General features: G+C 68.0%; 17 protein-coding genes. 10 read left to right on the top strand and 7 right to left on the bottom strand.

Annotated elements, in window-relative coordinates; all coding sequences use genetic code 11:
- Positions 1-429: 429 nt before the first annotated feature.
- Complete coding sequence (locus ACWKY3_RS08225; RefSeq protein WP_449315936.1) at positions 430-1893, top strand: APC family permease; 1464 nt, start codon at positions 430-432, stop codon at positions 1891-1893.
- A gap of 78 nt (positions 1894-1971) precedes the next feature.
- Here ACWKY3_RS08225 and ACWKY3_RS08220 read toward each other — a convergent pair whose 3' ends face one another.
- On the bottom strand, positions 1972-3414 hold the full coding sequence (locus ACWKY3_RS08220) for a LuxR C-terminal-related transcriptional regulator (RefSeq protein WP_449315935.1): 1443 nt from the start codon (positions 3412-3414) through the stop codon (positions 1972-1974).
- A 90-nt stretch (positions 3415-3504) separates the two neighbouring features.
- Positions 3505-5166 carry an FAD-dependent oxidoreductase gene (locus ACWKY3_RS08215; protein WP_449315934.1) on the bottom strand — a complete coding sequence of 554 codons (1662 nt, stop codon included), beginning with the start codon at positions 5164-5166 and terminating at the stop codon, positions 3505-3507.
- A 214-nt stretch (positions 5167-5380) separates the two neighbouring features.
- Here ACWKY3_RS08215 and ACWKY3_RS08210 point away from each other — a divergent pair, with 214 nt between their 5' ends.
- Positions 5381-6451 (top strand): diacylglycerol/lipid kinase family protein, encoded by a 1071-nt coding sequence (locus tag ACWKY3_RS08210; RefSeq protein WP_449315933.1) that lies wholly within the window; start codon positions 5381-5383, stop codon positions 6449-6451.
- Between the two features lie 95 nt (positions 6452-6546).
- On the opposite strand, the gene ACWKY3_RS08205 is transcribed toward ACWKY3_RS08210, so the two are convergent.
- Positions 6547-7722, bottom strand: a complete 1176-nt coding sequence (locus ACWKY3_RS08205; protein ID WP_449315932.1) for a 3-phosphoglycerate dehydrogenase family protein — start codon at positions 7720-7722, stop codon at positions 6547-6549.
- A gap of 150 nt (positions 7723-7872) precedes the next feature.
- On the opposite strand from ACWKY3_RS08205, the gene ACWKY3_RS08200 reads away from it, so the two are divergent.
- On the top strand, positions 7873-8643 hold the full coding sequence (locus ACWKY3_RS08200) for a putative ABC transporter permease (protein WP_449315931.1): 771 nt from the start codon (positions 7873-7875) through the stop codon (positions 8641-8643).
- Positions 8644-8659: 16 nt separating this feature from the next.
- Here ACWKY3_RS08200 and ACWKY3_RS08195 read toward each other — a convergent pair whose 3' ends face one another.
- The 3 genes from ACWKY3_RS08195 to bfr all read right to left on the bottom strand — a co-directional run bounded on the left by ACWKY3_RS08195 (position 8660) and on the right by bfr (position 14492).
- On the bottom strand, positions 8660-9307 hold the full coding sequence (locus ACWKY3_RS08195) for a TetR/AcrR family transcriptional regulator (protein WP_449315930.1): 648 nt from the start codon (positions 9305-9307) through the stop codon (positions 8660-8662).
- Positions 9300-13892 (bottom strand): acyl-CoA dehydratase activase, encoded by a 4593-nt coding sequence (locus ACWKY3_RS08190; protein WP_449315929.1) that lies wholly within the window; start codon positions 13890-13892, stop codon positions 9300-9302. The genes ACWKY3_RS08195 and ACWKY3_RS08190 overlap by 8 nt, the downstream gene beginning before the upstream one ends.
- 135 nt (positions 13893-14027) lie before the next feature.
- A complete protein-coding gene (bfr, locus tag ACWKY3_RS08185; RefSeq protein ID WP_449315928.1) occupies positions 14028-14492 on the bottom strand; it encodes a bacterioferritin in 465 nt (154 codons plus the stop codon).
- Positions 14493-14784: 292 nt separating this feature from the next.
- On the opposite strand from bfr, the gene ACWKY3_RS08180 reads away from it, so the two are divergent.
- The 6 genes from ACWKY3_RS08180 to ACWKY3_RS08155 all read left to right on the top strand — a co-directional run bounded on the left by ACWKY3_RS08180 (position 14785) and on the right by ACWKY3_RS08155 (position 19391).
- Positions 14785-15585, top strand: coding sequence for a YebC/PmpR family DNA-binding transcriptional regulator (locus ACWKY3_RS08180; protein WP_449315927.1), 801 nt, complete (start codon positions 14785-14787; stop codon positions 15583-15585).
- Between the two features lie 390 nt (positions 15586-15975).
- Positions 15976-16581, top strand: a complete 606-nt coding sequence (gene ruvC / locus ACWKY3_RS08175) for a crossover junction endodeoxyribonuclease RuvC (RefSeq protein ID WP_449315926.1) — start codon at positions 15976-15978, stop codon at positions 16579-16581.
- A complete protein-coding gene (ruvA, locus tag ACWKY3_RS08170) occupies positions 16578-17168 on the top strand; it encodes a Holliday junction branch migration protein RuvA (RefSeq protein ID WP_449315925.1) in 591 nt (196 codons plus the stop codon). Before ruvC ends, ruvA begins: the two co-directional genes overlap by 4 nt.
- Before the next feature lie 39 nt (positions 17169-17207).
- Positions 17208-18272, top strand: coding sequence for a Holliday junction branch migration DNA helicase RuvB (ruvB, locus tag ACWKY3_RS08165; protein ID WP_449315924.1), 1065 nt, complete (start codon positions 17208-17210; stop codon positions 18270-18272).
- A gap of 32 nt (positions 18273-18304) precedes the next feature.
- Positions 18305-18808, top strand: a complete 504-nt coding sequence (locus ACWKY3_RS08160; protein WP_449315923.1) for a hypothetical protein — start codon at positions 18305-18307, stop codon at positions 18806-18808.
- Between the two features lie 379 nt (positions 18809-19187).
- The gene (locus ACWKY3_RS08155) at positions 19188-19391 is read left to right on the top strand and encodes a cold-shock protein (protein WP_087194185.1); all 204 of its coding nucleotides are present in this window, start codon (positions 19188-19190) and stop codon (positions 19389-19391) included.
- 313 nt (positions 19392-19704) lie between these two features.
- Here the strand turns inward: ACWKY3_RS08155 and queA are convergent, their stop codons facing one another.
- Entirely contained in the window at positions 19705-20784 is a 1080-nt protein-coding gene (queA, locus tag ACWKY3_RS08150; protein WP_449315922.1) for a tRNA preQ1(34) S-adenosylmethionine ribosyltransferase-isomerase QueA, read from the bottom strand.
- A gap of 195 nt (positions 20785-20979) precedes the next feature.
- Here queA and ACWKY3_RS08145 point away from each other — a divergent pair.
- Positions 20980-22785, top strand: a 1806-nt coding sequence (locus ACWKY3_RS08145) for a glycoside hydrolase family 2 protein (protein ID WP_449315921.1), incomplete at its 3' end; no start/stop codon positions are given.

Below are 22785 nucleotides of genomic sequence, written 5' to 3'. Positions count from 1 at the left end.
ACCGCAAGCACTCCATCCGCGCGATACTGGCCTACCTGCTCCTGCGGCACGAGGCGGGCAGGAGGCTCGACGCCGCCGCGGCCGACGCGGCCGAGGAACGCATGAGGGCGGTGCTCGGCAAGATCGCCGGGTAGCCTGTTGCGCCGGCCTGCTCCGACGGCCCAACGGCCGTTGGGGCCGTTCGACGCCGCGCGGGGGCGGGCGCCTTGTTTCCGCGCAATTCCAAGGCTTTGCGAAGATCGTCGAGCTGCCCTGCGACCGTTTCTGATCGACGGCGCTGCCCGGGGCGGCGCTCTCCAAGATCCTGTCCTGAGCCTCGGGAGGGGCCGATCCCTCCCGAGATGCTCCTCTGACAACCGCCCCGAGGCCGGGCCCGCGCCTTTCGCCGGCGCGGCCTCGGGGCCGTACCCCTGAAAGGGGGATGGTCTTATGGCCAAACAGAAAAAGTTCCGCATGATCGACGCCATCCTCACGGTGATCTGCGTCGTGTTCGTGGCCGAGGCCGCGGCCCCCGCCGCCGCCATCGGCAATCCTCAGTTCTTCTGGTGGATCTTCCTCATCATCACGTTCCTTTTGCCCTACGGGCTTATCGTGTGCGAGCTGGGCACCACGTACGCCGACGATGCGGGCGGTATCGCCGATTGGGTGCGGCGCGCGTTCGGCGACAAATGGGGCAGCCGCGTGAGCTGGTACTACTGGATCAACTTCCCGCTGTGGATGGCGTCGCTGGCCTTTTTGTTCCCCGAGACGATCGCGCTTTTGAGCGGCGTCGAGCTGGGGGTGGGCGCGCAGGTGGCCATCGAGCTGGCCTTCGTGTGGATCGTCGTGCTCATGAGCTTCTCGAAGGTGTCCGATTCCGCGTGGATCTTGAACGGCGGCGCCGTGCTCAAAGTGCTCATCGCCGTGGCCGTGGGCGGGCTGGGCATCTACCATGCGATGACGAGCGGATTTGCGGGCGACATGTCGCCGGCCACGTTTTTGCCCTCGTTCGACGCGAGCGCGCTCACGTACCTGTCCATCATCCTGTTCAACTTCATGGGCTTCGAGGCCATAGCCGTGTTCGCCGGCGACATGGAAAACCCCAAGAGGCAGATTCCCACGGCCATCATCGCAGGCGGCCTGACCATTGCGGCCATCTACCTGTTCAGCTCGTTCGGCATCGGCGCGGCCATCCCGGCCAGCGAGATCTCGCTCGATTCGGGCATCATGGACGCCGTGGCCATCATGGCAGGCAACGGCAGCCTGTTGTTCGTCATCATCGCCGTGGTGTTCCTCATTACGCTGTTCAGCAACATGATCAGCTGGTCGTTCGGCGTGAACTACGTGGCGGCGCATTCGGCCGAGAAGGCCAATCTGCCGCGAGCCTTCGCCCGTATGAGCAAAAACGGCGTGCCCACGGGCGCGGCCGTCATCAACGGCGTCATCGCGAGCGTCCTCGTGCTGGTGTCGCCTGTCATGTCGGCCGTGGGGCTGGACGGGTTTTTCTGGATCTTCTTCTCCATGAACATCGTGTTCCTGCTCATCTGCTACATCCCGATGTTCCCCGCGTTCCTCAAGCTGCGCGAGGTCGATCCGGGCGCGAAGCGCATCTTCCGCGTGCCGGGTGGCAAGGCGTTCGCCACCGTAGCGGCGTGGGTGCCCGTGGCGATGCTCGTGCTGGCGATGATCGCCACTGTGGTGCCGCTCAACGGCTCGGAGGAGGAGCTGTCGAAGATCCCCATGCTCGTGGGCGTGGTCGTCTTCGCCGTCGTCGGCGAGGTGGTGCGCGTCGTGTCCGCGCGCAGGCGGACCGCCGAATACCGCGGCATGGCGGACGACGGCGACCCCGAGGCATGGGACGCCGCACGCGGCCTTGCGGCGAGGGAGGTCGAGGGGACCCAGGCTGTTTCGTAGAGGTCGCGATTGGCCGAGGGGCGGGAGGGCGGCCTTCTGCCCCTTCGCCGCGCCGCCGCGAAGCGCATGTCGTTGGGCTCAGCCCTCTTCCGCTTCGTCCCGCTTCCTCACGAAGTCTATGAGCTCCTGCTTCGAATGGACGCCGCACTTTTCGTAGATGTGGCGGACGTGCACTTTCACCGTGCCGTCCGCAATGCAGAGGTGCGAGGCGATCCACGGCGCGGAGCGTCCTTCCACCAGCAAGAGGAGAATCTCGCTTTCGCGGACGGTGAGTTTGCAGACGCAGGCAACCTCTTCGACGCGCAAGCGGAGGCTGGCGGACTCGGTGTCGGGGTCCGCGTCGGCCACGAACTCCCAGAGTCGAAAGTTCCCCCTGTCAAGGGTCATCACGGCCATCACCAAGACGATGTAGGCGAGTGCGGTGTAGGCCGCATCTGTGTTCAAGCGGGCCGCGAAAATCCCCGCGGAAACCGCCATGCCCGCGACGATTCCCAGGCGCTCGATGATCCACACCGACGAGGCGTAGACGAATGAGCCCTCGGGCCATCTGGTGCCCGCAGAGCCCAAGATCGTCCAGACCATGATGTCGCATAGGGTGTAGCCCGTGACGAAAACGGCGCTCGATAGCCGCAGATCCACTCCAAGAGGAAACGCCATGAGGCTCACGGCTATGAGGAAGAATCCGAACTTGAACAGCTTTCGCGGCGTCCATTTGCGGGTGAGCAGGCCGAGGCATACCGCGGCGGCGGTCAATCCGCGGCTGGCGAGGTTCATGCCGGAGAGGAAGGCCGCATCGGCGCTAGGGGCGACCGCCGTGTTCTGCAGCACTTCGTAGGCGAGGGTGAACACGGCGACGGCTATGAGGATTCGCGAGGGAATGCGCTTCAGGACGCTTGCCCATAAACGCCATGCCGAAGCTTCCGAGCGCGGCGCCTTGCCCCCGGCGGCCGATCCGTCCTCCGGACTCGAAGGAACGGCTCGCAGGCACACGGCCGTCAGGCACGGCATAAGGCATGCCCCTATTGCGGCCGTGGGTGCCAGCATGTTCTTGAGCAGCATGTTGAACAAAAACGAGAGCGCTATTCCACCCGATGAGCACAGACATGCCTCGCGCGTGTCGAGCAGGGTGAAGCGAAGGCCCCATGAGATGCCGATGCCGCCCATCCCGATCCCGCAAAGTACGATGGCGGCTCCCAGAGACTGCGGGGACGCGCCCAGTCCCGGAAGCGATAGGAGCATCGAGCCGATGATGGCGCAGGCTCCGCTCGCTTCGGCCAGGCGTCGATAGCCGGATGGATGCCCTTCGCGAGGCGAGAGGCGCCGTCTTGACTTCGCGATGGCGATTCCGGTGAGCAGCGACACGATCACGACGCAGGCGTGGATCTTTGGCAGCGGCAGGGCCAGCTCCTCGTGAAACGTTGCGGTCGTCAGGAAGAACACGTTGTCCACCCACGCCCAGAACGCGGCGAAGCCCGTCACCGTGCGGGCGCGAAAGCCTATGTGCAAACGGTCTGCGATCACGGTTCCTCCCGGCACCCATCATAGCATCCGGGGGAGCCCGGAAAAAGGCTCCCCCGGCGAGGAGGGCGTTCTTCTTGGAAGGCAACGGGGTCAGAGCGATGCCGCCTCGCGTCCGGCCACGTAGCCGTGGGTTGCCGCGAAGCCGTTGCTCATGCCGCATATGGACTGGAAGTACGCCGATCCGAAGCGACGGCCGGTGCAGTTGCCCGCCGAGTACAGCCCTGGAATGGGCCGGCCGTCCTGCCCTTCGACCCGCATGCGCTCATCGATGCACACGCCGCCAAGGGTCACTCCGAAGCCGGGAATGTTGCCGCCCTCGGACTCGTTCGCGAAAAACGGTGGAGCGACGATCTTGGTGGCCCTCAGTCGCTCGATGGGAAGCCCGAAGTCGTCGTCGTGCCCCGCGTCCGCCAAAAAGTTGCGCCGCTCCACGGTTGCGACGAAGGTGTCGACCGGCACGCCCATGGCTTCGGCAAGCTCTTCGAGGGTGTCGGCCCGAACGCAGCCGTCCTCGATCTCCTTTTTCTGCTCCTCGCTTACATGGTAAGCGTTTGACCAGGTCATGATACCCATATCGTTGCAAGCTTCAGCCCAGTTCGAGTCGAAGACCTGCCAAGCCGTCATGCCCGGCTGGTTTATGACGTAGTTGTATTCGGCGAAGTTGCTGGTGCCTTCGTTGTGGAAGCGCTCGCCGTTGTTGTTGACTATCAGGAAGGGAACCGGCTGGGGAACCAGATAGGCGCATTTCGTCATGACGGCGACGGGTCCGGCCTGCATCCTTGCGCCGGCCCAGAGCATCATCTGCACCCCAATCCCGTCGTCGGTGGTGTTGGGGTTCATACAGGGAATGCCCAAGCCGCTGACTTGGGGGCACAGGGCCTCGACCATGGCTTCGTTGTGCCCGAAGCTTCCGCAGGTGACGATGACGGCCTTGTTGGCGTTGGCTCGCACGTAGGATCCGTCGGCGCGCTTGCCGATGACGCCGGTCACCCGGTCTTGGTCGTCTTGCTCGAGCAGCGTGGCCTGCGTGTCGAACACGAACTGGGCGCCCGCCTCTTCAAGCAAAGCCGTTTCCAGCGTGATGCACGGCTCGTTGCTGTCGCCCGGGCCCAGATTGTGGCCCACGGGGAACTCGCCTTCCGTGAAGTACTCGAGTTCTTTCTGGTCGTAGGAGGCGCGCGGATAGGTGTTGATCTTGCTCTCGTATCCTTCCTCGCCGATGAGGTTAATCAGCCGGTCGAGGACCGCGCCGCTCTCTCGCGCCCACACCCGGTACATGCGCTCGTCGGCATAGCCGCTTGAAAGAACGATCTCGGACTTGATCATTTTGTCGATGTCCTCGTCCGTGAACGTCATGCCGCCCTCTTTCTGCAGCGTGGTGTTCACGCCCGCGTGCACGCCGCCGGCGATACGCGGCGAAGGCAGCGATTCCATGAACAGGATGTCGTCGTTGCCTGCGTCGTGGGCGCCGAGTCCTGCCGCCATGCCGGCCACGCCGCAGCCGACGATCACGATGTCCGCCTCCAAAGTCTCGGCGATGTCCTCCTCGGCGATGACGGGCGGCTCTCCAAGCCACGGCGTTTCGGCTGCTCCGCCTTCATGGTCCGCGCCCCGCGCTTGGCCGGAAGCCGAGTTGCCGGACGCTTCCTGTTGTGCTGGCGGCTGGCATGCGCTCATGGCCCCCGCCAATCCGATCGTGGCTCCCGCCAGTCCCACCCCGATGAAGTTCCTCCTGCTCATCGCTTTGCTCATGGCATCCCCTTTCCTTTTCCGCCGGAAGCCTGCGCCCCCGTGCGCCGACAGCCGAAGGATAGGCAAGCCCCCTTTCGCGCAAAACCCCACAAAGGGTATATTTTTCGGCGAAACCTTCTACTACGTTTCTGGGTAGACGCCCCATGGAAGGCGTCTCCGCGTCCGCTATACTGGATGCGGGCACGAAAGCGGGACGCGGAAGGAGGCGGGCGCCATGGCGCAGGAAGCGGGCGCGCTTGCGGGCGGCGGCAAGGTCTTGGTCATTGCGAACCCGGCCGCGCAAAGCGGGCGCGGCGCGAAGGCGGCGGATCGAGCGGCGGCCCTGCTGCGCGCGCGGCTGGGGGAGGACGCCGTGGTGGTGGCGAAGACGCTCGGCCCGCGGCACGCCTCCGAGATAGCCGAGCGTGCGGAGGGCTGCGCGGCCGTGGTGGCCGTTGGGGGAGACGGCGTGGTGCATGAAGTGGCCAACGGGCTTTTGCGCCGCCCGGCCGACCGCCGGCCGGCGTTCGGCGTGGTTCCCGCAGGCTCTGGCAATGACTACGCGCGCTCGCTGGGCATGCCGTTCGAGGTTGAGGCGGCCTGCGCGCGGCTGCTGGAGTCCGAGGCGCGTCCGGTGGACGTCGGGCGCGTGAACGGCCGGTGGTTCGTGGAGACGCTGTCGTTTGGGCTGGACGCGGCCATCGCGCTCGATACGATGAAGCGGCGGGAGCGCACGGGCAGAAGCGGCGCGGCCCTGTACATGGCCTCGGGGTTCGACCAGCTGCTTCACCACCTGGACGCGCACGCCTACACGGCCTCCTTCGACGGCGGCGATCCGGTGCGCGGCCAATCCATCACGTTCGCGGCGCAGGTGGGCCCCTACTACGGGAGCGGGTTCAAGATCTGCCCGGACGCGCGCCTGGACGACGGCGAGCTTGACGCGTGCATAGCGCACCCGCCCGTCGGCGCGGCTCGGGCCGCCTACATCTTCCTGCGCGCGAAGTCGGGCAAGCACACGGGCTTCCCGCAGATCGAGCTGCGCCGCTTCCGCACGCTTCACGTTGAGTTCGACGAGATCCCTCCCGCCCAAACCGACGGCGAGCGCATAGAGGCCCGCTCCTTCGACGTCGCCATTGAGCCTGCTGCCCTGCGCGTGCTGCATCCGGCGCGTTCCGCCGACGAAACCGCGGCTCGGCAGAACAATAAGGAAGCAGAGACGAAATCGCTGTTCGGCATGTTCCCGAATTCGGTGACTGTCGACGATGCGCGTTCGATCAGGGCAGAGGAGAAGCAGAGACTGTCGTAGCGCATACAACTTCGTTGCAAACGAAGGGGCCCGCTCGCCGGCAACGGCGAGCGGGCCTCAGCGCTTTTCATCCGATTGGCGGGTAGCCGTTTCCGCTACCGCACCACGCGCACGCGGCGCACGCCCTCGATGGCGGCGAGCTTCTCAAGCGCGTCGTCGGGGTAGCCCGGCGCGTTGGCGTCGAGGTCGAGCATCGTGTAGGCGTTGTCGCCCTTGGCCTTGTTCGTCAGGTTCTCGATGTTCACGCCCGCGTCGCCGAACACGTTGGTGATGCGCGCAAGCGCGTTGGGCACGTTGGCGTGCAGCACGGCCACGCGGCGCGCGCCCTCGGGCACCGGGCCCATGTCGCAGGCGGGGTAGTTCACGGAGTTGGCGATGTTGCCGTTGTCAAGGTAGTCCATCATCTGACGCGTGGCCATCACCGCGCAGTTGTCCTCGGCCTCGGCCGTGGACGCGCCCAAATGCGGCAGCACGATGGCGCGCTCCATGCGCATGACGGCGGGGTTGGCGAAGTCGGTGACGTAGGCGGACACCTTGCCCGAGGCCAGCGCCTCGGTCATGGCCGCATCGTCCACCAGCGAGTCGCGCGAGAAGTTGAGGAACACGGCCCCGTCCTTCATGAGCGAGCAGGCGCGCTCGTCTATCATGCCCTTCGTGGAGTCCATGGCGGGCACGTGGATGGTCAGGTAGTCGCAGGAGCTTAGCACCTCGTCCAAATTCGTCACGTGGCGCACGGAGCTGGAGATGCGCCAGGCTGCGCCCACCGACACGTACGGGTCGTAGCCGTACACCTCCATACCCAGGTCAACCGCCGCGTTCGCCACAAGCGCGCCGATGGCCCCCAGCCCGATGACGCCAAGCCTCTTGCCCTTGACCTCGCGTCCGGCGAACGCCTTCTTGGCTTTCTCGGCCGCCTTGCCGATGTTCTCGTCGTCGGCGTTGTCGCGGCACCATGCGATGCCGTCCACAATGCCGCGGCTGGCCAGCAGCATGCCGCACAGCACCAGCTCCTTCACGGCGTTGGCGTTGGCCCCGGGGGTGTTGAACACCACGATGCCCTCCTCGGCGCAGTGCTCGAGCGGGATGTTGTTCACGCCCGCGCCCGCGCGCGCGACGGCCAGAAGGTCGGGCGGAAATTCCAGGTCGTGCATCGCGGCGCTGCGCACCAAAACGCCGGTGGCCTGGGAGAGGTCGTCGGTCAGCTGGTAGTCGTCGGTCAGAAGCTCGGTGCCCAAAGGCGAGATGTTGTTCAGGCAGCAGATTCGGCGCATGGGGCCTCCTATCGCAGTGGCGGCGCGCCTCCCGAAGCACGCCGCGGTTCCGTCAAGCTTTCCCCATTGTGCGGCGCAAGGAGACGGCTTGTCAACGAAAACCCAGAGCGCAGGCGTTTTTCTCGGCGGAGCGCGCCTCGTTGTGGCATCATGGGGGGTATGGTGAAACGCATCGACAGGACATCGCTTCGACCCGTCGGCTCCTGCGGGAGGGCGGCGGGGGCCTGCGCGGCCGCGCCCCCGCGGGCCGGCCGCAGGGCGCGATCGCGCGCGGATAAGCTTTCGTTTCCCCTTCTCGTTTGGATCTTCGCGCTGTGCAGCGTGGTGGGCCTGGTGGTCGAGACGCTGGTGAGCTATCCTGTGGACGGGGTGTGGAAGGACCGCGCGGGGCTTTTGTGGGGGCCGTTCTCGCCCATCTACGGGGTGGGCGGCGTGCTGATGACCGTGGCGCTCAACCGCCTCGCCGATGCGCGGCCCGTGACCCTTTTCGCGGCATCAGCGCTGGTGGGGGCGACGTTCGAGTGCGCGGCGGGATGGTTTTGGAAGCACGCGTTCGGCATTGTGGCGTGGAGCTATGCCGATCAGCCGTTCAACGTGGGCGGCTACACGTGTTTGGGGATGGCGCTTGTGTGGGGCGCGGCGGGGCTTGCGTGGATGAGGCTGGGCCTGCCGCGCGTCGTGCGCCTGTTCGATCGCATCCCGGCGCCCGCCCGGCGCCCGCTTGCGAGCCTTTTGTTCGCCTTCCTTGTGGTGGACGCCGTCATGACCGTGGTCGCGTTCGGATGCTGGTTCGACCGCCAGGCGGGCCTGCCGGCGGAAGGGCCGGTGAGCGCGTACTTCGCCGAGCGGTACGACGACGCCTTCATGGCCGAGCGCTTCCAGACCATGTCCATCTACCCCGACTTGGCCCACCGGCCCTGACGGCGCGGCGCGCCCGCTACGAGCGCAGGACCTGCGAGTAGCGGGCGACCGTCTCCAGGCGGGCCAGCACGTCGGCCTCGGCAAGCCCCTCGGCCCGGCACAGGTTCTCCAGCAAAAAGGCCGAGGAGTGCCGCATGAGCCAAGGCGAGGGGTCTTCCGCCTGTGCGCCGGCGCGGCAGGCGCACAGGCGGTGGGCCAGAAAGCCCATCATCCCGCTTGCGGCGAACTCCAAGATGATGCGCGCGTCGGCGGACAGAGGCGATCCGTCGGGGCGCAGCACCGCGTGCCACATGCCCAGGATGACCTCCTTGATCTTGGCCGTCACAAGATCGGTGCCCCCCTGCTCCAAAAGCAGGCCCATCCTGCGCATGCGCCGCTCGTCCGCCATGTCGGCAAGCGGCGCCTCCCCGGTGCCGGAGAGCAGGCCGAACACGGCGGCGGCCACGGAGTCGCGGCCCAAAAGCTCCTGCTCGATAGCCCTGTACACAAGGGCGTCCAGGTCGGCGAAGTGGTAGTAGAACGTGCCGCGGTTGCAGCCCGCCTGCGCGCAGAGCGTGCCCACGGTCAGCTCGCTCACGCGGCTCGTCTCCAAAAGCAGCCAGAACGCGCCGACGAGCCGCTGCTGGGCGTCGGGCGCGTTCGCGTCCTTGCGCGGCCTACCCATGGCTTTCCCTCCCCGCGCATGCCACGCGCCGTTGCGCCTCGCCGTCCCAGCCGAGGCGCGAAATCGCGTCCGCGCCGCGCTTGAGCACGGCCGCGTGCGCGCCGGGAGGCCCGTCGTCCGCCCCGCCAAAGCCCGCGTCCGCGTCCGTCCCGCCGGCGTCCGCGGCCGGCTCCTTTGCCGCTTGCGCGTCGCGGGCGGCCATGATGAGCATCTGCAGGCGGTTCTCCACGTTGGCAAAGCTCACGTCCGGGTCGTAGTCCAGCGCGAGTATCTGCGCGTCGGGGTAGCGTTCGCGCAGCTGCCCCGCTATGCCGCGCCCCACCACGTGGTTGGGCAGGCAGCCGAAAGGCTGCAGGATGACGAAGGAGCGGCACCCGCGCGCGGCATGGTGCAGGATCTCCGCAGGGATGAGGATGCCCTCGCCCGCGTCGAAGCTGCGGTGGACTATGGGGTCGCTTTCCTGCGCGAGCTTGGGCAGACGGCACGGCGGCTCGTAGAGCGGGTGGGTCGCCGCTATGCGGTCGGTCAGATCATGCGCGGCCTCGAACAGCCGGTTCGCCACGTCGAGCCACGCCTTCTGCGCAAGGGGGCGCTCCACGCCGAACTCCTTCACCTGCGCGTCCTGGTAGAAATAGGTCTTGCGGATGACGTCGGTCATGCGCGCCTCGATGACCTCCATGCCGTTGCGCTCCAGGTACGCCTCGATGTCGCGGTTGGCGCCGGGGTGGAAGTTGAGCAGGTACTCGCCCACGATGAGCACGCGCGGGCGCGGCCGGGAGCGGTCGTAGCGCACCTGCGCCATGACGTTGATGGCGCGCTCGAAGCCCCGTGCCGCCCCGCGCGCCCCGTGCCGCTCGATGCCCTCTATGACCGCGTCGAGCGCCTTGTCGAAGGCGGCGTTGGCGCTGCCGGGTTCAAGCTCGTAGGGGCGGATTTTGCGCACAAGCTCCTCCAGCGCGTCTATCATGGGCAGGGCCGCGGCGATGCGGATGCTCGATGCCAGGCTGAACTTGAAGCCGGGGTGCAGGTTGTGGTCGTCGGCGTCGTCGTTGGTGATGATGGGCACGTGGGCGTACCCCGCGTCGTCAAGCGCCTTGCGCAAAAGCGCGCAGTAGTGCGTCAGCCGGCAGTCGCCCACGTACTTGCCGGTGCCGATGGCCACCTCCGCGTCGTCGTAGCGCCCGCTTTCGAGCGCGGCCAGCGCCTCGCCCACCGTCATCTGGGCGGGGAAGCAGATGTCGTTGTGCACGTACTTCTTGCCCAAGGCGATGGCCTCCTCGCGGCCCACGTCCAAAGGCTCGGCCGCGATGCCCTGCTTGCGCATGGCGGCGCTCATGAGCCGGCAGAACGCGTGCGAGGTGTTGGGCACCAGCACCACCTTGCGCTTGCGGTCGGCGCGCTCATATTTGACGGGATAGGGGTCGGGCAGTTCGCGCACGGCGGGGGTCGTCTCGCGCGTACGACGCATGGCCACCGTCTCTACGAACGAGCGCACGCGGATGCGCAGCGGGCCGGCCGCGTCGCTCTCGTCCACCTTGAGGATGAGCGGCACCTTGCCGGAGCGTTCCTTCATGAGACGTGCAATCTCATCGGAAAGGTAGGCGTCGTGTCCGCAGCCGAAGCTCACGAGCTGCACGAACTCGAGGACGGGGCTTTCGGCGGCCAGCAGCGCGCAGCCCAGCATGCGGGCGTGGAAGTTGTTCACGATGTCCAGGCGGCTGCGCGCGAGGTCCGCCTCGTTCGCACCGGGCACGGCGTCGGGCGGCAGCACGGCTATGCCCTGCTCGGCGAACATCCGCGGCAGGTCGTGGTTGACCAGGGGGTCGTTGTGGTAGGGGCGTGAGGCCAACACCACCGCCCACGTTTTGTCGCGCTCCGCTTGCGCCATCGCCTTTGCGCCGAGGGCCAGCAGGTCGTCTCGGAAGGCCGCCTGCGCAGCGTCGGCCTGCGCGATGGCCTCCTGCGCCTTCCCGGCGTCCACCCCGAAGCGCTCCTGCAGGTAGGATGCGAGCTGCCGGTTGCGGTCGGCTTCGGTGTACCAGTGGAAAAGCGGCGTGTCGAAGGGCACGCCGCAACGCCCCTCGGGGTCGTCGGAGGTGCGCACCACCAGGGGGTAGCCTTTCACCACGGCGCAGCGCGACACGCTGGTGTCCGCGCGGTTTTCCGTGGGCGCGGTGGTGACAATGGGCATGAAGATGCGGTCGACCCCGGCATCCACCAGGCTCTGCACGTGTCCGTGCGCCAGCTTGGCGGGGAAGCACACGGTGTCGGAGGCCACGGAGGGCAGTCCCCGCTCGTAGAGCGCGCGCGTGCTGGGGCCCGACACGCGCACCGCGCAGCCGAGCGCGCGGAACAGCGCCGACCAAAACGGCAGCTCGTCCCAGAACGCCAGCACAAGCGGGATGCCGATGGTCAGGTTGCGTGCGGGCGCAACCGGCGTCACGGGCACCTCGCGCAGAAGCAGGCGCTCGCGCTCGGCGAACAGGTCGGGCGCCGTCCGTCGCGCCGCCGCGCGCGCAAGCTTTCGCACGGCCGGGTCCTTCGGGTCGCCGGTCACCTCGCCGCGCTCGCAGCGGTTGCCGGTCACCCACGAGGTGCCGTCGGAGAACTCGACCACGGTGCGGCTGCAGCGGTTCTGGCAAAACGGGCAGGGCAGGTTCGCGCGCCGCTCGTAGGAGAAGCCCTCGAGCGCGTCCAGGCCGATGAAGGAGGAGGGCCGCCCCGCACCGGCTGCCGCCGCCTCTTCGGCGCGCTCCTTGGCCAGAAGCGCCGCGCCGAGCGCCCCCATAAGCCCCGGGTGCGGCGCGCGCACCACCTCGCGGTCCAGGTGAAGCTCAAGCGCGCGCAGGACCGCGTCGTTTTCGAACGTGCCGCCCTGCACCACGATGCGCCTTCCCAGGCTGTCCAGGTTCGCCACGCGCACCACCTTCGTGAACACGTTCTCCACGATGGAGCGCGCCAGCCCCGCCATGATGTCGTCGGGCGTGCGCCCGTTGCGCTGCTCGCTTACGATGGAGCTGTTCATGAACACGGTGCAGCGGCTGCCGAGGGCGGCCGGGCGCTTCGAGCGAAACGCCGCCTCGGCGATGCCCTCCGCCGGGATGCCCAGCGATTCCGCGAAGTTCTCAAGGAACGACCCGCAGCCGCTCGAGCACGCCTCGTTCACCACGATGTCGACGATCACGCCGTCCTCCAGCCGGATGGCCTTCATGTCCTGGCCGCCTATGTCGAGGACGAACGTGGCGTCGGGAACGCAGCGCGTGGCCGCGCGGGCGTGGGCGACCGTCTCCACCGTGTGGTAGTCGGCGTGGAAGGCTCGCTGGAGCAGCCGCTCCCCGTAGCCGGTGGTGCCGCAGGCGGCCACGTCCAGCTCCACGCCGCGGGTGCGGAAGGCGTCGCGCATGGCCAGCAGCGCGTCGCGCGCCACGTCGAGGGGCCGTCCGTCGTTGCGCGCGTAGAAGCTGTGGGCAAGCTTTCCCTCCTCGTCCACCAAGGCGAGCTTGGTGGTGGTGCTGCCCGAGTCGATACCCAGGTAGCAGCGCAGCGTCCCGCCCTGCTCGCGCGCCCGCGCCGCCGCCCGGTCCAGGTTGGGCGGGGCGGGCCGGGCGTGGCGGGTGCGGAAGGCCGCGCGCTCCTCCTCGGTGGCGAACAAGGGCGCCGGCGCGGGGCCGGAGGTTTCCTCGTCCCGGAATCCCTCCAGAAGACGGGCGGCCTCGCGCGCGTCGAGGGTCGCGTCCTTATCGGCGAACATGCCGGAAAGCGCAAGCGCCGCTCCCCGGGCCACGATGGTCTCAGGGCGGTCGGGCAGCAGCGCCTCGCCGTCTGCGAGCCCCAGCCGTTCGGCGAACACGCGCACGAGCGTGGGGTTGAACGTGAGCGGGCCGCCCTCGAACACGACGGGCGCCTCGATGGAAAGGCCCTGCGCAAGCCCCCCGATCGTCTGCTTGGCCACGGCGTGCAGCGCCGAGAGCGCCAGATCCTCGCGCGCCGCCCCCTGGTTGAGCAGGGGCTGGATGTCCGTTTTGGCGTACACGCCGCAGCGGCCCGATATGTCGTAGACCGTCGAGCCCTTGGCGGCCAGCGCGTCGAACCGCTCCACGGGCACCTTGAGCACGGCGGCCATCTCGTCCAGAAACGCGCCCGTGCCGCCCGCGCAGCTGCCGTTCATGCGCATGTCGGCCACTTCAAGCTTGCCGGTGGCCTCGTTTTCGCGGAAGAACACCATCTTGGCGTCCTGGCCGCCCAGCTCGATGGCGCAGCGCGCCTGGGGATGCAGCTCCTGCACGGCCGCCGCGCCCGCCACCACCTCTTGGACGAACGGCACGCCCAGCCGCTCGGCGATGGCGCCGCCGCCCGATCCGCACAGCGCCACCCGCATGCGCGCGCCGGAAAGGCGCGCCGCCGCTTCCCCGAGGGCGTCGAGCACGCTTCGCGCCTGAAGCGCGCCGTGGCGGGCGTAGCGCGAGAACAGCACGTCTCCCGTGCTCGGATCGAGGGCGACCGCCTTGGTCGTGGTGGATCCCACGTCGATGCCCACGTGGACGGTCTTGGGCGATGCTCCCGGGCGCCGTCTTGCTTGTTCCATACACCTTCCCACCTTGGCGACGATACAACTGCTTTCCCGATTATATGCAACAGATTGTTTAATAAAAATGAACAACCTATGCGGTTTTGCGCAATATTCGCGAAAGGAAGGGGGGTGCGGGCGGGCGGCGGCGCGTCAGTTCTGCGTGGAGAGGAACGTGGGAAGCGTCATCTGCTCGATCTGGTCCTGCAGCTCCTCAAGCTCGTCGACGTGGCGGTCCTCGTCGCGCAGTATGCCTTCGAGGACGTCGCGCGTGGCGTAATCGAGCACCGTGCCGGCTAGGACGATGGCCTCGTTGTAGTCCCTGACCGTGTCCACTTCCAGCTTGTGGTCGTTGTCGACCTGCTGGGGCACGGCTTCTCCGATGCGGATGTCGTTGAGGTTGGACACGACGGGGGTTCCCTCGAGGAACAGGATGCGCTCGATCAGCTTCTCGGCGTGCCTCATCTCGGTGATGGAGCGCTTTTTGAAGTTGTCGCTTAAACGGGCGTATCCCCAGTCCTCGCACATCTCGGCGTGCACCATGTACTGGTTGATGGCTGTGAGCTCACCTGCGAGCAGGTTGTTCAGGGCGTCTACGAGTTCCCGGTTTCCCTTCATGGCGGATGCTCCTTCTTGTCGGCGTTGCGTTCGGCCGGCGCTTGCGGCCGGGAGGGCCGCGAGGCGCCTCGGCCCCTTCCCGGGATTGTACGGGCCCTCGCCCCGCGCGGGCCGCTTCCGGCAAGGCCGTAGGCGTACCGTAGCCGCGCCGAAGCCCGCACGCTTCGAAGATGCGCCCTCCGCCCGCTTCCCGCCTTTCGCCTGTTTTTGAAAACCGTGCGAAAGCGACCGGGGGATTCGGCCGGTGTGCTAGAATAAGCGGCTGGCATAAGCAATATCGGAAGGGACTCATATGTCAGGGCACTCAAAATGGGCAACTACCAAGCATCGCAAGGCCGCGCAGGACGCTAAGCGCTCGGCCTTGTTCTCCAAGCTGTCGCGCAACATCACCGTGGCGGCCAAGGAGGGCGGCGACCCCAACCCCGACAACAACGCGTCGCTTGCCGCCGCCATCGAGAAGGCGAAGGGCTACTCCCTGCCGAAGGACAAGATCAAGGTGGCCATCGACAAGGCGTTCGGCACCGGCAAGGACTCCGCGAGCTACGAGACGGTGGTCTACGAGGGCTACGGTCCCTGCGGCGTGGCCATCTACTGCGAGGCGCTCACCGACAACCGCAACCGCACCGCCGCCGACGTGCGCGCGGCGTTCAACCACCACGGCGGCAACCTCGGCACCTCCGGCTCCGTGGCGTTCATGTTCGAGCGCAAGGGCCAGGTCATGGTGGCCAAGGAGGTGGAGACGGGCGACAAGAAGAACCCCGTGGGCCCCAACGGCGCCGCCGCCGACGAGGACGAGTTCATGATGGCCGTGGCCGAGGCCGGCGGCGTCGACTACGAGGACGCCGACGAGGAGTGGATCGTCTACACCGCGCCCACCGACCTCATGGCCGTGAAGCGCGGTCTGGAGGAGCAGGGTGTTGAGGTGAAGGGCGCCGAGCTCACCATGGAGCCCACCACGCCCACCTCCGTCTCCGTGTCCGACGCGAAGAAGGTCATGCGCCTGGTGGACAAGCTGGAGGAGTTGGAGGACCTGCAGAACGTCTACCACACCATGGACATCACCGACGAGATAGCCGAGGCGCTCGACGAGTAGCGGGCGCAGCTCCCCTCATCGACCGACGACGGCCCCGGAAGCCCGCTCGCTTCCGGGGCCGTCGTGCTGCGCGGCCTGTCTTGCCGGTGCGTCCGGCGTCTTGCGCGCATCGGTGCGCCAACTGCCGGCGTCCGCCCCTTTTGCCCGTTTGCGCAGCCCGTCTGCGCTACCGTCGTCCCTTGCGGTAAGGAATTCGGAAATTGGGGCCCCGGCTTGCGCCCGGAGTCCGTCGCTCGCCCGATTCGACGGCCGCAAGCTGAACGGCCGTCAAAGGGCCTCGCCCAAGTTTTCGCCGCCGTCCTCTGAATGTTGTGGTAGGATAGGTGCGAACATTCGTTTGTAAGAAAAAGCGCGACCGCAGAGCGGGCGGCAGCTTGGAGGAAAGGGCAGATGGCGCGCGTCGAACGCACCATACTCGGCATTGACCCCGGTCTGGCGAACACCGGCTGGGGCATCGTGTCCCAAAGCGGTGCGCGCCTGTCGTGCGTGGCGTACGGGTGCGTCTCCACATCCGCGGACGTGCCTCTGGAGCATCGCCTGATGAAGATCCACCGGCAGGTGGGCGCCGTCATCGGACGGTTCGGCCCAACGTGCGTGGGCATCGAGACGGTGTGGTTCGGCCAGAACGTCACGGCGGCGTTCGCCACCGGGCAGGCGCGCGGGGCGGCGCTCGTGGCCTGCGCCGAGCACGATTTGTACGTGGGGGAGTTCTCGCCCAAGCAGATCAAGCTGGCCGTGGTGGGCACGGGTTCGGCGGACAAGGAGCAGGTGCAGTACATGGTGCGCCAGCTGCTTTCGCTAGACGACGTCCCCCGGCCGGACCATGCGGCCGACGCGCTGGCCGCGGCCATCTGCTTCACCACCCACGAGGGGTTCGCGCAGGCCGAGAGCAGGTTCGACCATCTGGTGGCGAAAGCCGAGGCGCGCGACGCCGGGCGCCGGGGCATCTCCTGCGCCGCGTCCGGGCGGGCGGTTTCAAGGAAGGAGCGGGCATGATCGCGTTTCTGAAAGGCGTTTTGGCGGGCAAGACGGCGACGGCCGCCTACGTGGACGTGGGCGGCGTGGGGTTTGCCGTGGGCATGTCCCAGGCGAGCCTCTCAAAGCTGCCCGAGACGGGCTCTGCGGTGGAGGTGCACACTTACCTGCAGGTGCGCGAGGACGGCATGTCGCTGTTCGGCTTCCTCTCGCTTGAGGAGAAGACGCTGTTCGAAAAGCTCATCGGCGTGAGCGGCGTGGGGCCCAAGGTGGCGTTGGCGGCGCTTTCGGCCTTCACGCCCTCGGGGCTGGCCGCGGCCATAGCGGCCCAGGACGTGGCTGCGGTGCAACGGATACCCGGCGTGGGGAAGAAGACCGCCTCGCGCATCATCCTGGAGCTCAAAGGCTCGCTCGACCAGGGGCTGGCGGGGCTTTTCGACGAGGGCGCGCCGGCGGCCGTCCAGGCGGAGAGCCTCAAGGGCGCCCACGAGGCGCTGCTGTCCATGGGCTTCACCTCGGCGGAGGCCGACGTGGCGCTCAAGGGCGCCCCCGAGGGCGCCGACGAGGGCGGACTGCTACAATACGCGTTGAAGCGCTTGGGCGCGTAGCCCCGGGCGGCGCGAGGAGACGAAACGGGATTGGACGGCATGGCACGCGACGACATGGAGATAGAGGGCCTGGTGTTCGAGGCGCGCGGCGCGCAGGAGCGTCCTGCCCCGCGCGCGGTGGCGCCCGAGCTCACGGAGGACGACCTTGCGCTCGACCGCAGCCTGCGGCCGAAGCGGTTGGGGGACTACCTGGGCCAGACCAAGGTCAAGGAGTCCCTGGCCATCCTCATCGAGGCCGCGCGCGCCCGTGGGGACGTGGTGGACCACATCCTGTTCTCGGGCCCTCCGGGCTTGGGCAAGACCACGCTCGCCACGGTGGTGGCCAACGAGCTGGGGGCCAACATCAAGACCACGAGCGGCCCCGCCATCGAGCGTACCGGGGACCTTGCCGCGATACTCACGAACCTCGAAGAGGGCGACGTGCTGTTCATCGACGAGATCCATCGTCTCAACCGCATGGTGGAGGAGGTCCTCTATCCCGCGCTCGAGGACTTCGCGCTGGACATCGTGGTGGGAAAGGGTCCCGCGGCCCGCTCCATCCGCCTCGACCTGCCGCGCTTCACCCTCATCGGCGCCACAACGCGCACGGGCCTGCTCACCGGGCCTTTGCGCGACCGCTTCGGCATCGTGTTCCGCCTGCAGTACTACACGCCCGAGGAGCTGGGGGCTATCGTGCGCCGCTCGGCCTCCATACTGGGCGTGGAGGCGGCCGAGGACGGCGCGCTCGAGATAGCCCGGCGCAGCCGCGGCACGCCGCGTCTGGCCAACAGGCTGCTCAAGCGTGTGCGCGATTGGGCGCAGGTGCGCGGCGACGGCGTCATAGACGAGGACGTGGCGGCCCAGGCGCTCAGCTTCTTCGAGGTTGACGCGCTGGGGCTGGACGCGGTGGACAACCGCATTCTGGAGCTTTTGGCGGTGCAGTTCGGCGGCCGCCCCGTGGGTCTGACCACGCTCGCCTCGGCGCTGGCCGAGGATCCGGACACGCTGGAGGACGTCTACGAGCCCTACCTCATGCAGCAGGGGCTTATGGTGCGCACGCCGAAGGGGCGGATGGCCACCGAGCGAGCCTACGGCCACCTGGGCGTCCCGCTTCCGCCGTCCTGACGGCGCCGCCCTCGTCACAAGAAAGGATTCCCATGCTCGAGCAGGACTACCTCATGCGCATCATCCTTCAGTTCGCGGAGATCATCCGGCGCAGCTGGACGAAGGCGACCGACGAATGCGATCCCAAGCGCGCGGCCGACATGCTGGAGGACGCCGTGGGGGACGCGGTGGACATGGACGGCGAGGCGCTGCTGTCGCTGGCGCCGGAGTCCATCGCCGCCGTCATGCAGGTGTCGGGGGTCGATCCGCGCGTGACCGAGTACATCGCCCGCAGCCTGCTTCTGGCGTCGGGGTACCTGCGCGAGGCGGGGGAGGGCGCTTTGGCCGACGTCCGCGAGGGGCAGGCGCGCGCCATCGCGGAGTCGTACGGCTTCGATCTTCCGGACAGCGCCGAGGAGCTGGCCCTGCTCATGGACGAGGCCGACGAGGAGCTGGCGCTCAGGGCCGAGGAGTCGATAGCCGCCATGGGCCTCGAGGGCCCTGCGGAGGCGGCGGACCCGCTTGTGGAGCGCGCGGAGGGGGAGGGTTCGCGCTGACCGGACCGGCTATGGGCGCTTTGCGGGCGTCCTGCTGGTCGTCGCGGCGGCTTCGGGCGCGGGGTGGGTCGCGCTGCTGCGATCTCCCATTCCCTTGATCGGGGTCAAAGATGTCCCTGCCTCCGCCCCTGCGAATCCGCCGGGACGGGCGGGAGGTTTCCGGGAGGGCGAGGGACCGTCGGCGGCCGCGCGCCGGCCGCGCGCCGCGTCCCGGTCAACGAAACGGTAAAAAAGCCGCGAAACGAAGATTCCCGAACGTTTTCCCGCGCGCATGGCGTATAGTGGTCATGTGCCCTCGAGGTGAGGGCGAGTGCCGCGGGCATGCGGCACACAGCGTGATCTTCCCGAGCGATCGGGAAGAGGAGAAAGAGGATTTAAAATGGCGCAAGGTACTGTGAAGTGGTTCAATCCCGAGAAGGGCTACGGCTTCATCTCTCAGAACGATGGCGAGGATCTCTTCGTCCATTTCTCTGAGATCAAGATGGACGGGTTCAAGACCCTGGACGAGGGCGCTGCGGTGGAGTTCGACGTCACCACGGGTCAGAACGGCAAGCTCCAGGCGAGCAACGTGGTGAAGCTGTAGGGAATCTCCTGCCAATGCCGAAAAGCCCCCGCTTGCGCGGGGGCTTTTTTGTGCCCTGAAAGCAGGTGGGGCTGCGAAGGCGCCCCTGGGAGCGGGCGGCGAACGGGTCTGCGGAGGCGCCTCTGAGGGCGGGCGAGGCCGGACGGGGTTGCGAAGGCGCCCCTGGGAGCGGGCGACGAACGGGCGGGGTCCGCAGTGGCGGGTGGAACCCGCGGATAGCTTGGGGCGGGCGGGGCTTGCGAGGACGATGGCCCGCCCGCGGCTCCGCGCGCTCCGCTCGCGGCGCATCGCGCGCTCTCGGGCGAAGGCCCGCCTAGCGGATGAGCATGGCGTCGCCGAAGGAGAGCAGGCGGTAGCGCTCGGCCACGGCGTGGGCGTAGGCGGCCATGATGTTGTCGCGGGTGGAAAACGCGGAGACGAGCATCATGAGCGTGGAGCGCGGCACGTGGAAGTTCGTGACCAGGGCGTCCACGGCGCGAAACTCGTAGCCGGGCAGGATGTAGAGCGAGGTGGCCTCGCCCTCGCGCGCCGTGACGGCGCCCGCCTCGGCGTCCCAGGCGCTCTCAAGGCTGCGCACGCTCGTCGTGCCCACGGCCACCACGCGCCCGCCCCGCTCGCGCGTCTCGTTGACGGCGTCGGCGGCGCGCTGCCCCACGGTGTAGCGCTCGGTGTGGATGACGTGCTGTTCGGGGTCGTCCTCGTCCACGATGCGGAACGTGTCCAGGCCCACCTCCAGCTCCACCGTCTCCCATCCCACGCCCTTCTCGCGCAGCCGGTCGATGAGCTTGGGCGTGAAGTGCAGCCCCGCCGTGGGGGCCGCCGCCGAGCTCTCGCGGCGGGAGTACACGGTTTGGTAGAGTTCCTCGTCGCCGGCGTATTCCTTGATGTAGGGCGGCAGAGGCGTGCGGCCCACCGCGTGCAGCGCCTCGTCGAGCGAGGGCAGCGTGGTAAAGAGCCGCGCTATGCGCTCGCCTTTCTGGGCGTTTCGCGCCCAGTCCACTATCTCGGCCGACAGCACCGCGTTGCCCGCGGCGTCTGCGAAGTCCACCACGGCCCCGCTTCCGGGCTTGAGGCGCTTGCCGGGGCGCACGAGCACCTCCCACAGCGCGCTTCTGTTCTGGGTGGGCGTGCCGTGCTGGCGCAGCAGGAACACCTCGGCCGCCCCTCCCGTGCCGCGCTTTTTCCCCACGAGGCGCGCCGGCATGACGCGCGTCTCGTTGGCCACGAGCAAATCCCCCGGGCGCAGGTACTCGACGATGTCGCGGAACACGCGGTCCTCAAGCGCGCCGGTTTCGCGGTCCATGACGAGCAGGCGGCAGCCGTCGCGGTCGAGCGCGGGCTCTTGCGCGATGAGATCGGGGGGCAGGTCGTAGTCGAAATCGCTCGTCAGCATGCGGGTTCCTTCTGTGGCGCGGGACGTTCGTACAAGCTAGCCATTATAGGCGTTCGCCCCTAAGCGTGCCAGGGGATGCGCGGGGACGTTTGGCGGGGATGTTCCCGTCTCCTCCCCATCCTGCCGTTTTCGCTGCGCTGCCGGACGTTTTTCGGGTAGGATGGCCGTGAGCGTTTTTCGAGGAAGGAGGTGCCCATGCTGGATCTGAGGCGCGCGCTGGCCAGCGCGCCGCGGACCCCCGGGCAGGCGGAGCTGCGGCCGCTTCTCACCGAATGGGGCGAGCGGATAGCGGCGGGGGAGGAGCGCGCGACGCCCCATCCGCGTCCGCGGTTCGCGCGCGCGTCGTTCGAGCCGCTTGACGGGTGGTGGGATTTCGCCGTCGTCTCCTGCGAGGGCGCAGCGGATGCGTGGCGCGACGCCCGGCCGCCGGCGGAGTTTTCCGAGCGCATCCGGGTGCCGTTCTCGCCCGAGGCGCCGCTTTCGGGCGTGGGCCGGCAGGTGGGCCCCGACGAGCTTGCCTGGTACCGCCGAACGTTTGCGGCGCCCGAGGGTAAGCGGGTGCTCCTGCATTTCGAGGCGGTGGATTGGGCATGCTCCTGCCTGGTGAACGGCGTGCGCGTGGGCGAGCATGTGGGCGGCTACCTGCCGTTCTCGTTCGATGTGACCGACGCTTTGCGCGATGGGGAAAACGAGCTTGCGCTTTGCGCGTACGACCCCGGCGACGAGGGCGTGCAGCCGCGCGGGAAACAGCGCCGGGCGCGCGGCGGCATCTGGTACACGGCGCAAAGCGGCATCTGGCAGACGGTGTGGCTGGAGGCGGTGGGGGCGCGGCGCATCGCGTCGCTTGCGGCCGAGGCGCGCCCCGCCGAGGGGCGGGTGGTGCTGACCGTGCAGGTGGAGGGCGCGGGGCCGGCGCTGCCGCTTTCCGCGCGCGTGCTCGACGGCGGCAGGGAGGTGGGGCGGGCCTCGGCCATGGCTTCGGCGGGGACGCATGAGTTTTCGGTGGAGGTGGGCGTCCCGCGCCTGTGGAGTTTGGAGGACCCTCACCTTTACGACCTGGAGCTTTCGTACGGAGACGACCGCGTGGCCAGCTACTGCGCGTTTCGCACCGTGTCGGTGGGCGAGGACGCGCGGGGCGTGCGGCGGTTCTTCCTCAACGGAGAGCCGCTGTTCGTGCGCGGCGTGCTCGACCAGGGCTACTGGCCCGACGGCCTCATGACCGCGCCCTCCGACGAGGCGATGGCCTCCGACATCCGCGCGATGAAGCGCCTTGGCTTCAATTTGCTGCGCAAGCACCTCAAGGTGGAGGCCGGCCGCTTCTATTACCACTGCGACCGTTTGGGCATGCTCGTGTGCCAGGACATGGTGAGCGGCGGGTCGGTTCCCAGCACGTGGCGCACAAGCTACAAGCCGACGCTCTTCCGCAGGTCGTGGGACCGCTTCGCCGACGACTCGCCGTCCCATCGCGCCGCTTTGGGCGCTGGGAGCGCGGCTTTCCGCGACGAATGGACGCGAACGTGCGCCGGTGTGGTGAGGCTTTTGCGGGACCATCCGTCGGTGGCGATGTGGTCGCTGTTCAACGAGGGATGGGGCCAGTTCGACGCGCGCGCGGCCGTCAAGCTCGTGCGCGGCCTGGACCCCTTACGGCCCATCGACGCGACGAGCGGGTGGTACGACCAGCGCTGCGGCGACTTCTTCAGCGTGCACAACTACTTCCGGCCCCTTGAGGTGTACCGCGACAAGGCGCGTCCGGCGCGGGCGTTTCTGCTCTCGGAGTTCGGCGGGCTTTCCTGCCACCTGCCCGGGCACAGCTCGCTTCCCACGTCGTATGGCTACGAGAGCTGCGCCGACCTCGCGTCGTTTCGCCGGGCCGTGCGCGAGACGCTCGATCGCGCTTGCGCGCTGGAGGGCCAAGGGCTTGCGGGGTTTGTGTACACGCAGCTCTCGGACGTGGAGGAGGAGACGAACGGGCTGCTTACCTATGACCGGCGCGTATGCAAG

Source organism: Rubneribacter sp. (assembly GCF_965361815.1).
This window is presented reverse-complemented; position numbering and strand designations above follow the sequence as displayed.

Bases quoted from the DNA above. Each gene is read 5' to 3' on its own strand.
- ACWKY3_RS08225 (WP_449315936.1), top strand. From the start codon at position 430: ATGGCCAAACAGAAAAAGTTCCGCATGATCGACGCCATCCTCACGGTG.
- ACWKY3_RS08215 (WP_449315934.1), bottom strand. From the start codon at position 5,166: ATGAGCAAAGCGATGAGCAGGAGGAACTTCATCGGGGTGGGACTGGCG.
- ACWKY3_RS08210 (WP_449315933.1), top strand. From the start codon at position 5,381: ATGGCGCAGGAAGCGGGCGCGCTTGCGGGCGGCGGCAAGGTCTTGGTC.
- ACWKY3_RS08205 (WP_449315932.1), bottom strand. From the start codon at position 7,722: ATGCGCCGAATCTGCTGCCTGAACAACATCTCGCCTTTGGGCACCGAG.
- ACWKY3_RS08200 (WP_449315931.1), top strand. From the start codon at position 7,873: ATGGGGGGTATGGTGAAACGCATCGACAGGACATCGCTTCGACCCGTC.
- ACWKY3_RS08195 (WP_449315930.1), bottom strand. From the start codon at position 9,307: ATGGGTAGGCCGCGCAAGGACGCGAACGCGCCCGACGCCCAGCAGCGG.
- ACWKY3_RS08190 (WP_449315929.1), bottom strand. From the start codon at position 13,892: ATGGAACAAGCAAGACGGCGCCCGGGAGCATCGCCCAAGACCGTCCAC.
- bfr (WP_449315928.1), bottom strand. From the start codon at position 14,492: ATGAAGGGAAACCGGGAACTCGTAGACGCCCTGAACAACCTGCTCGCA.
- ACWKY3_RS08180 (WP_449315927.1), top strand. From the start codon at position 14,785: ATGTCAGGGCACTCAAAATGGGCAACTACCAAGCATCGCAAGGCCGCG.
- ruvC (WP_449315926.1), top strand. From the start codon at position 15,976: ATGGCGCGCGTCGAACGCACCATACTCGGCATTGACCCCGGTCTGGCG.
- ruvA (WP_449315925.1), top strand. From the start codon at position 16,578: ATGATCGCGTTTCTGAAAGGCGTTTTGGCGGGCAAGACGGCGACGGCC.
- ruvB (WP_449315924.1), top strand. From the start codon at position 17,208: ATGGCACGCGACGACATGGAGATAGAGGGCCTGGTGTTCGAGGCGCGC.
- ACWKY3_RS08160 (WP_449315923.1), top strand. From the start codon at position 18,305: ATGCTCGAGCAGGACTACCTCATGCGCATCATCCTTCAGTTCGCGGAG.
- ACWKY3_RS08155 (WP_087194185.1), top strand. From the start codon at position 19,188: ATGGCGCAAGGTACTGTGAAGTGGTTCAATCCCGAGAAGGGCTACGGC.
- queA (WP_449315922.1), bottom strand. From the start codon at position 20,784: ATGCTGACGAGCGATTTCGACTACGACCTGCCCCCCGATCTCATCGCG.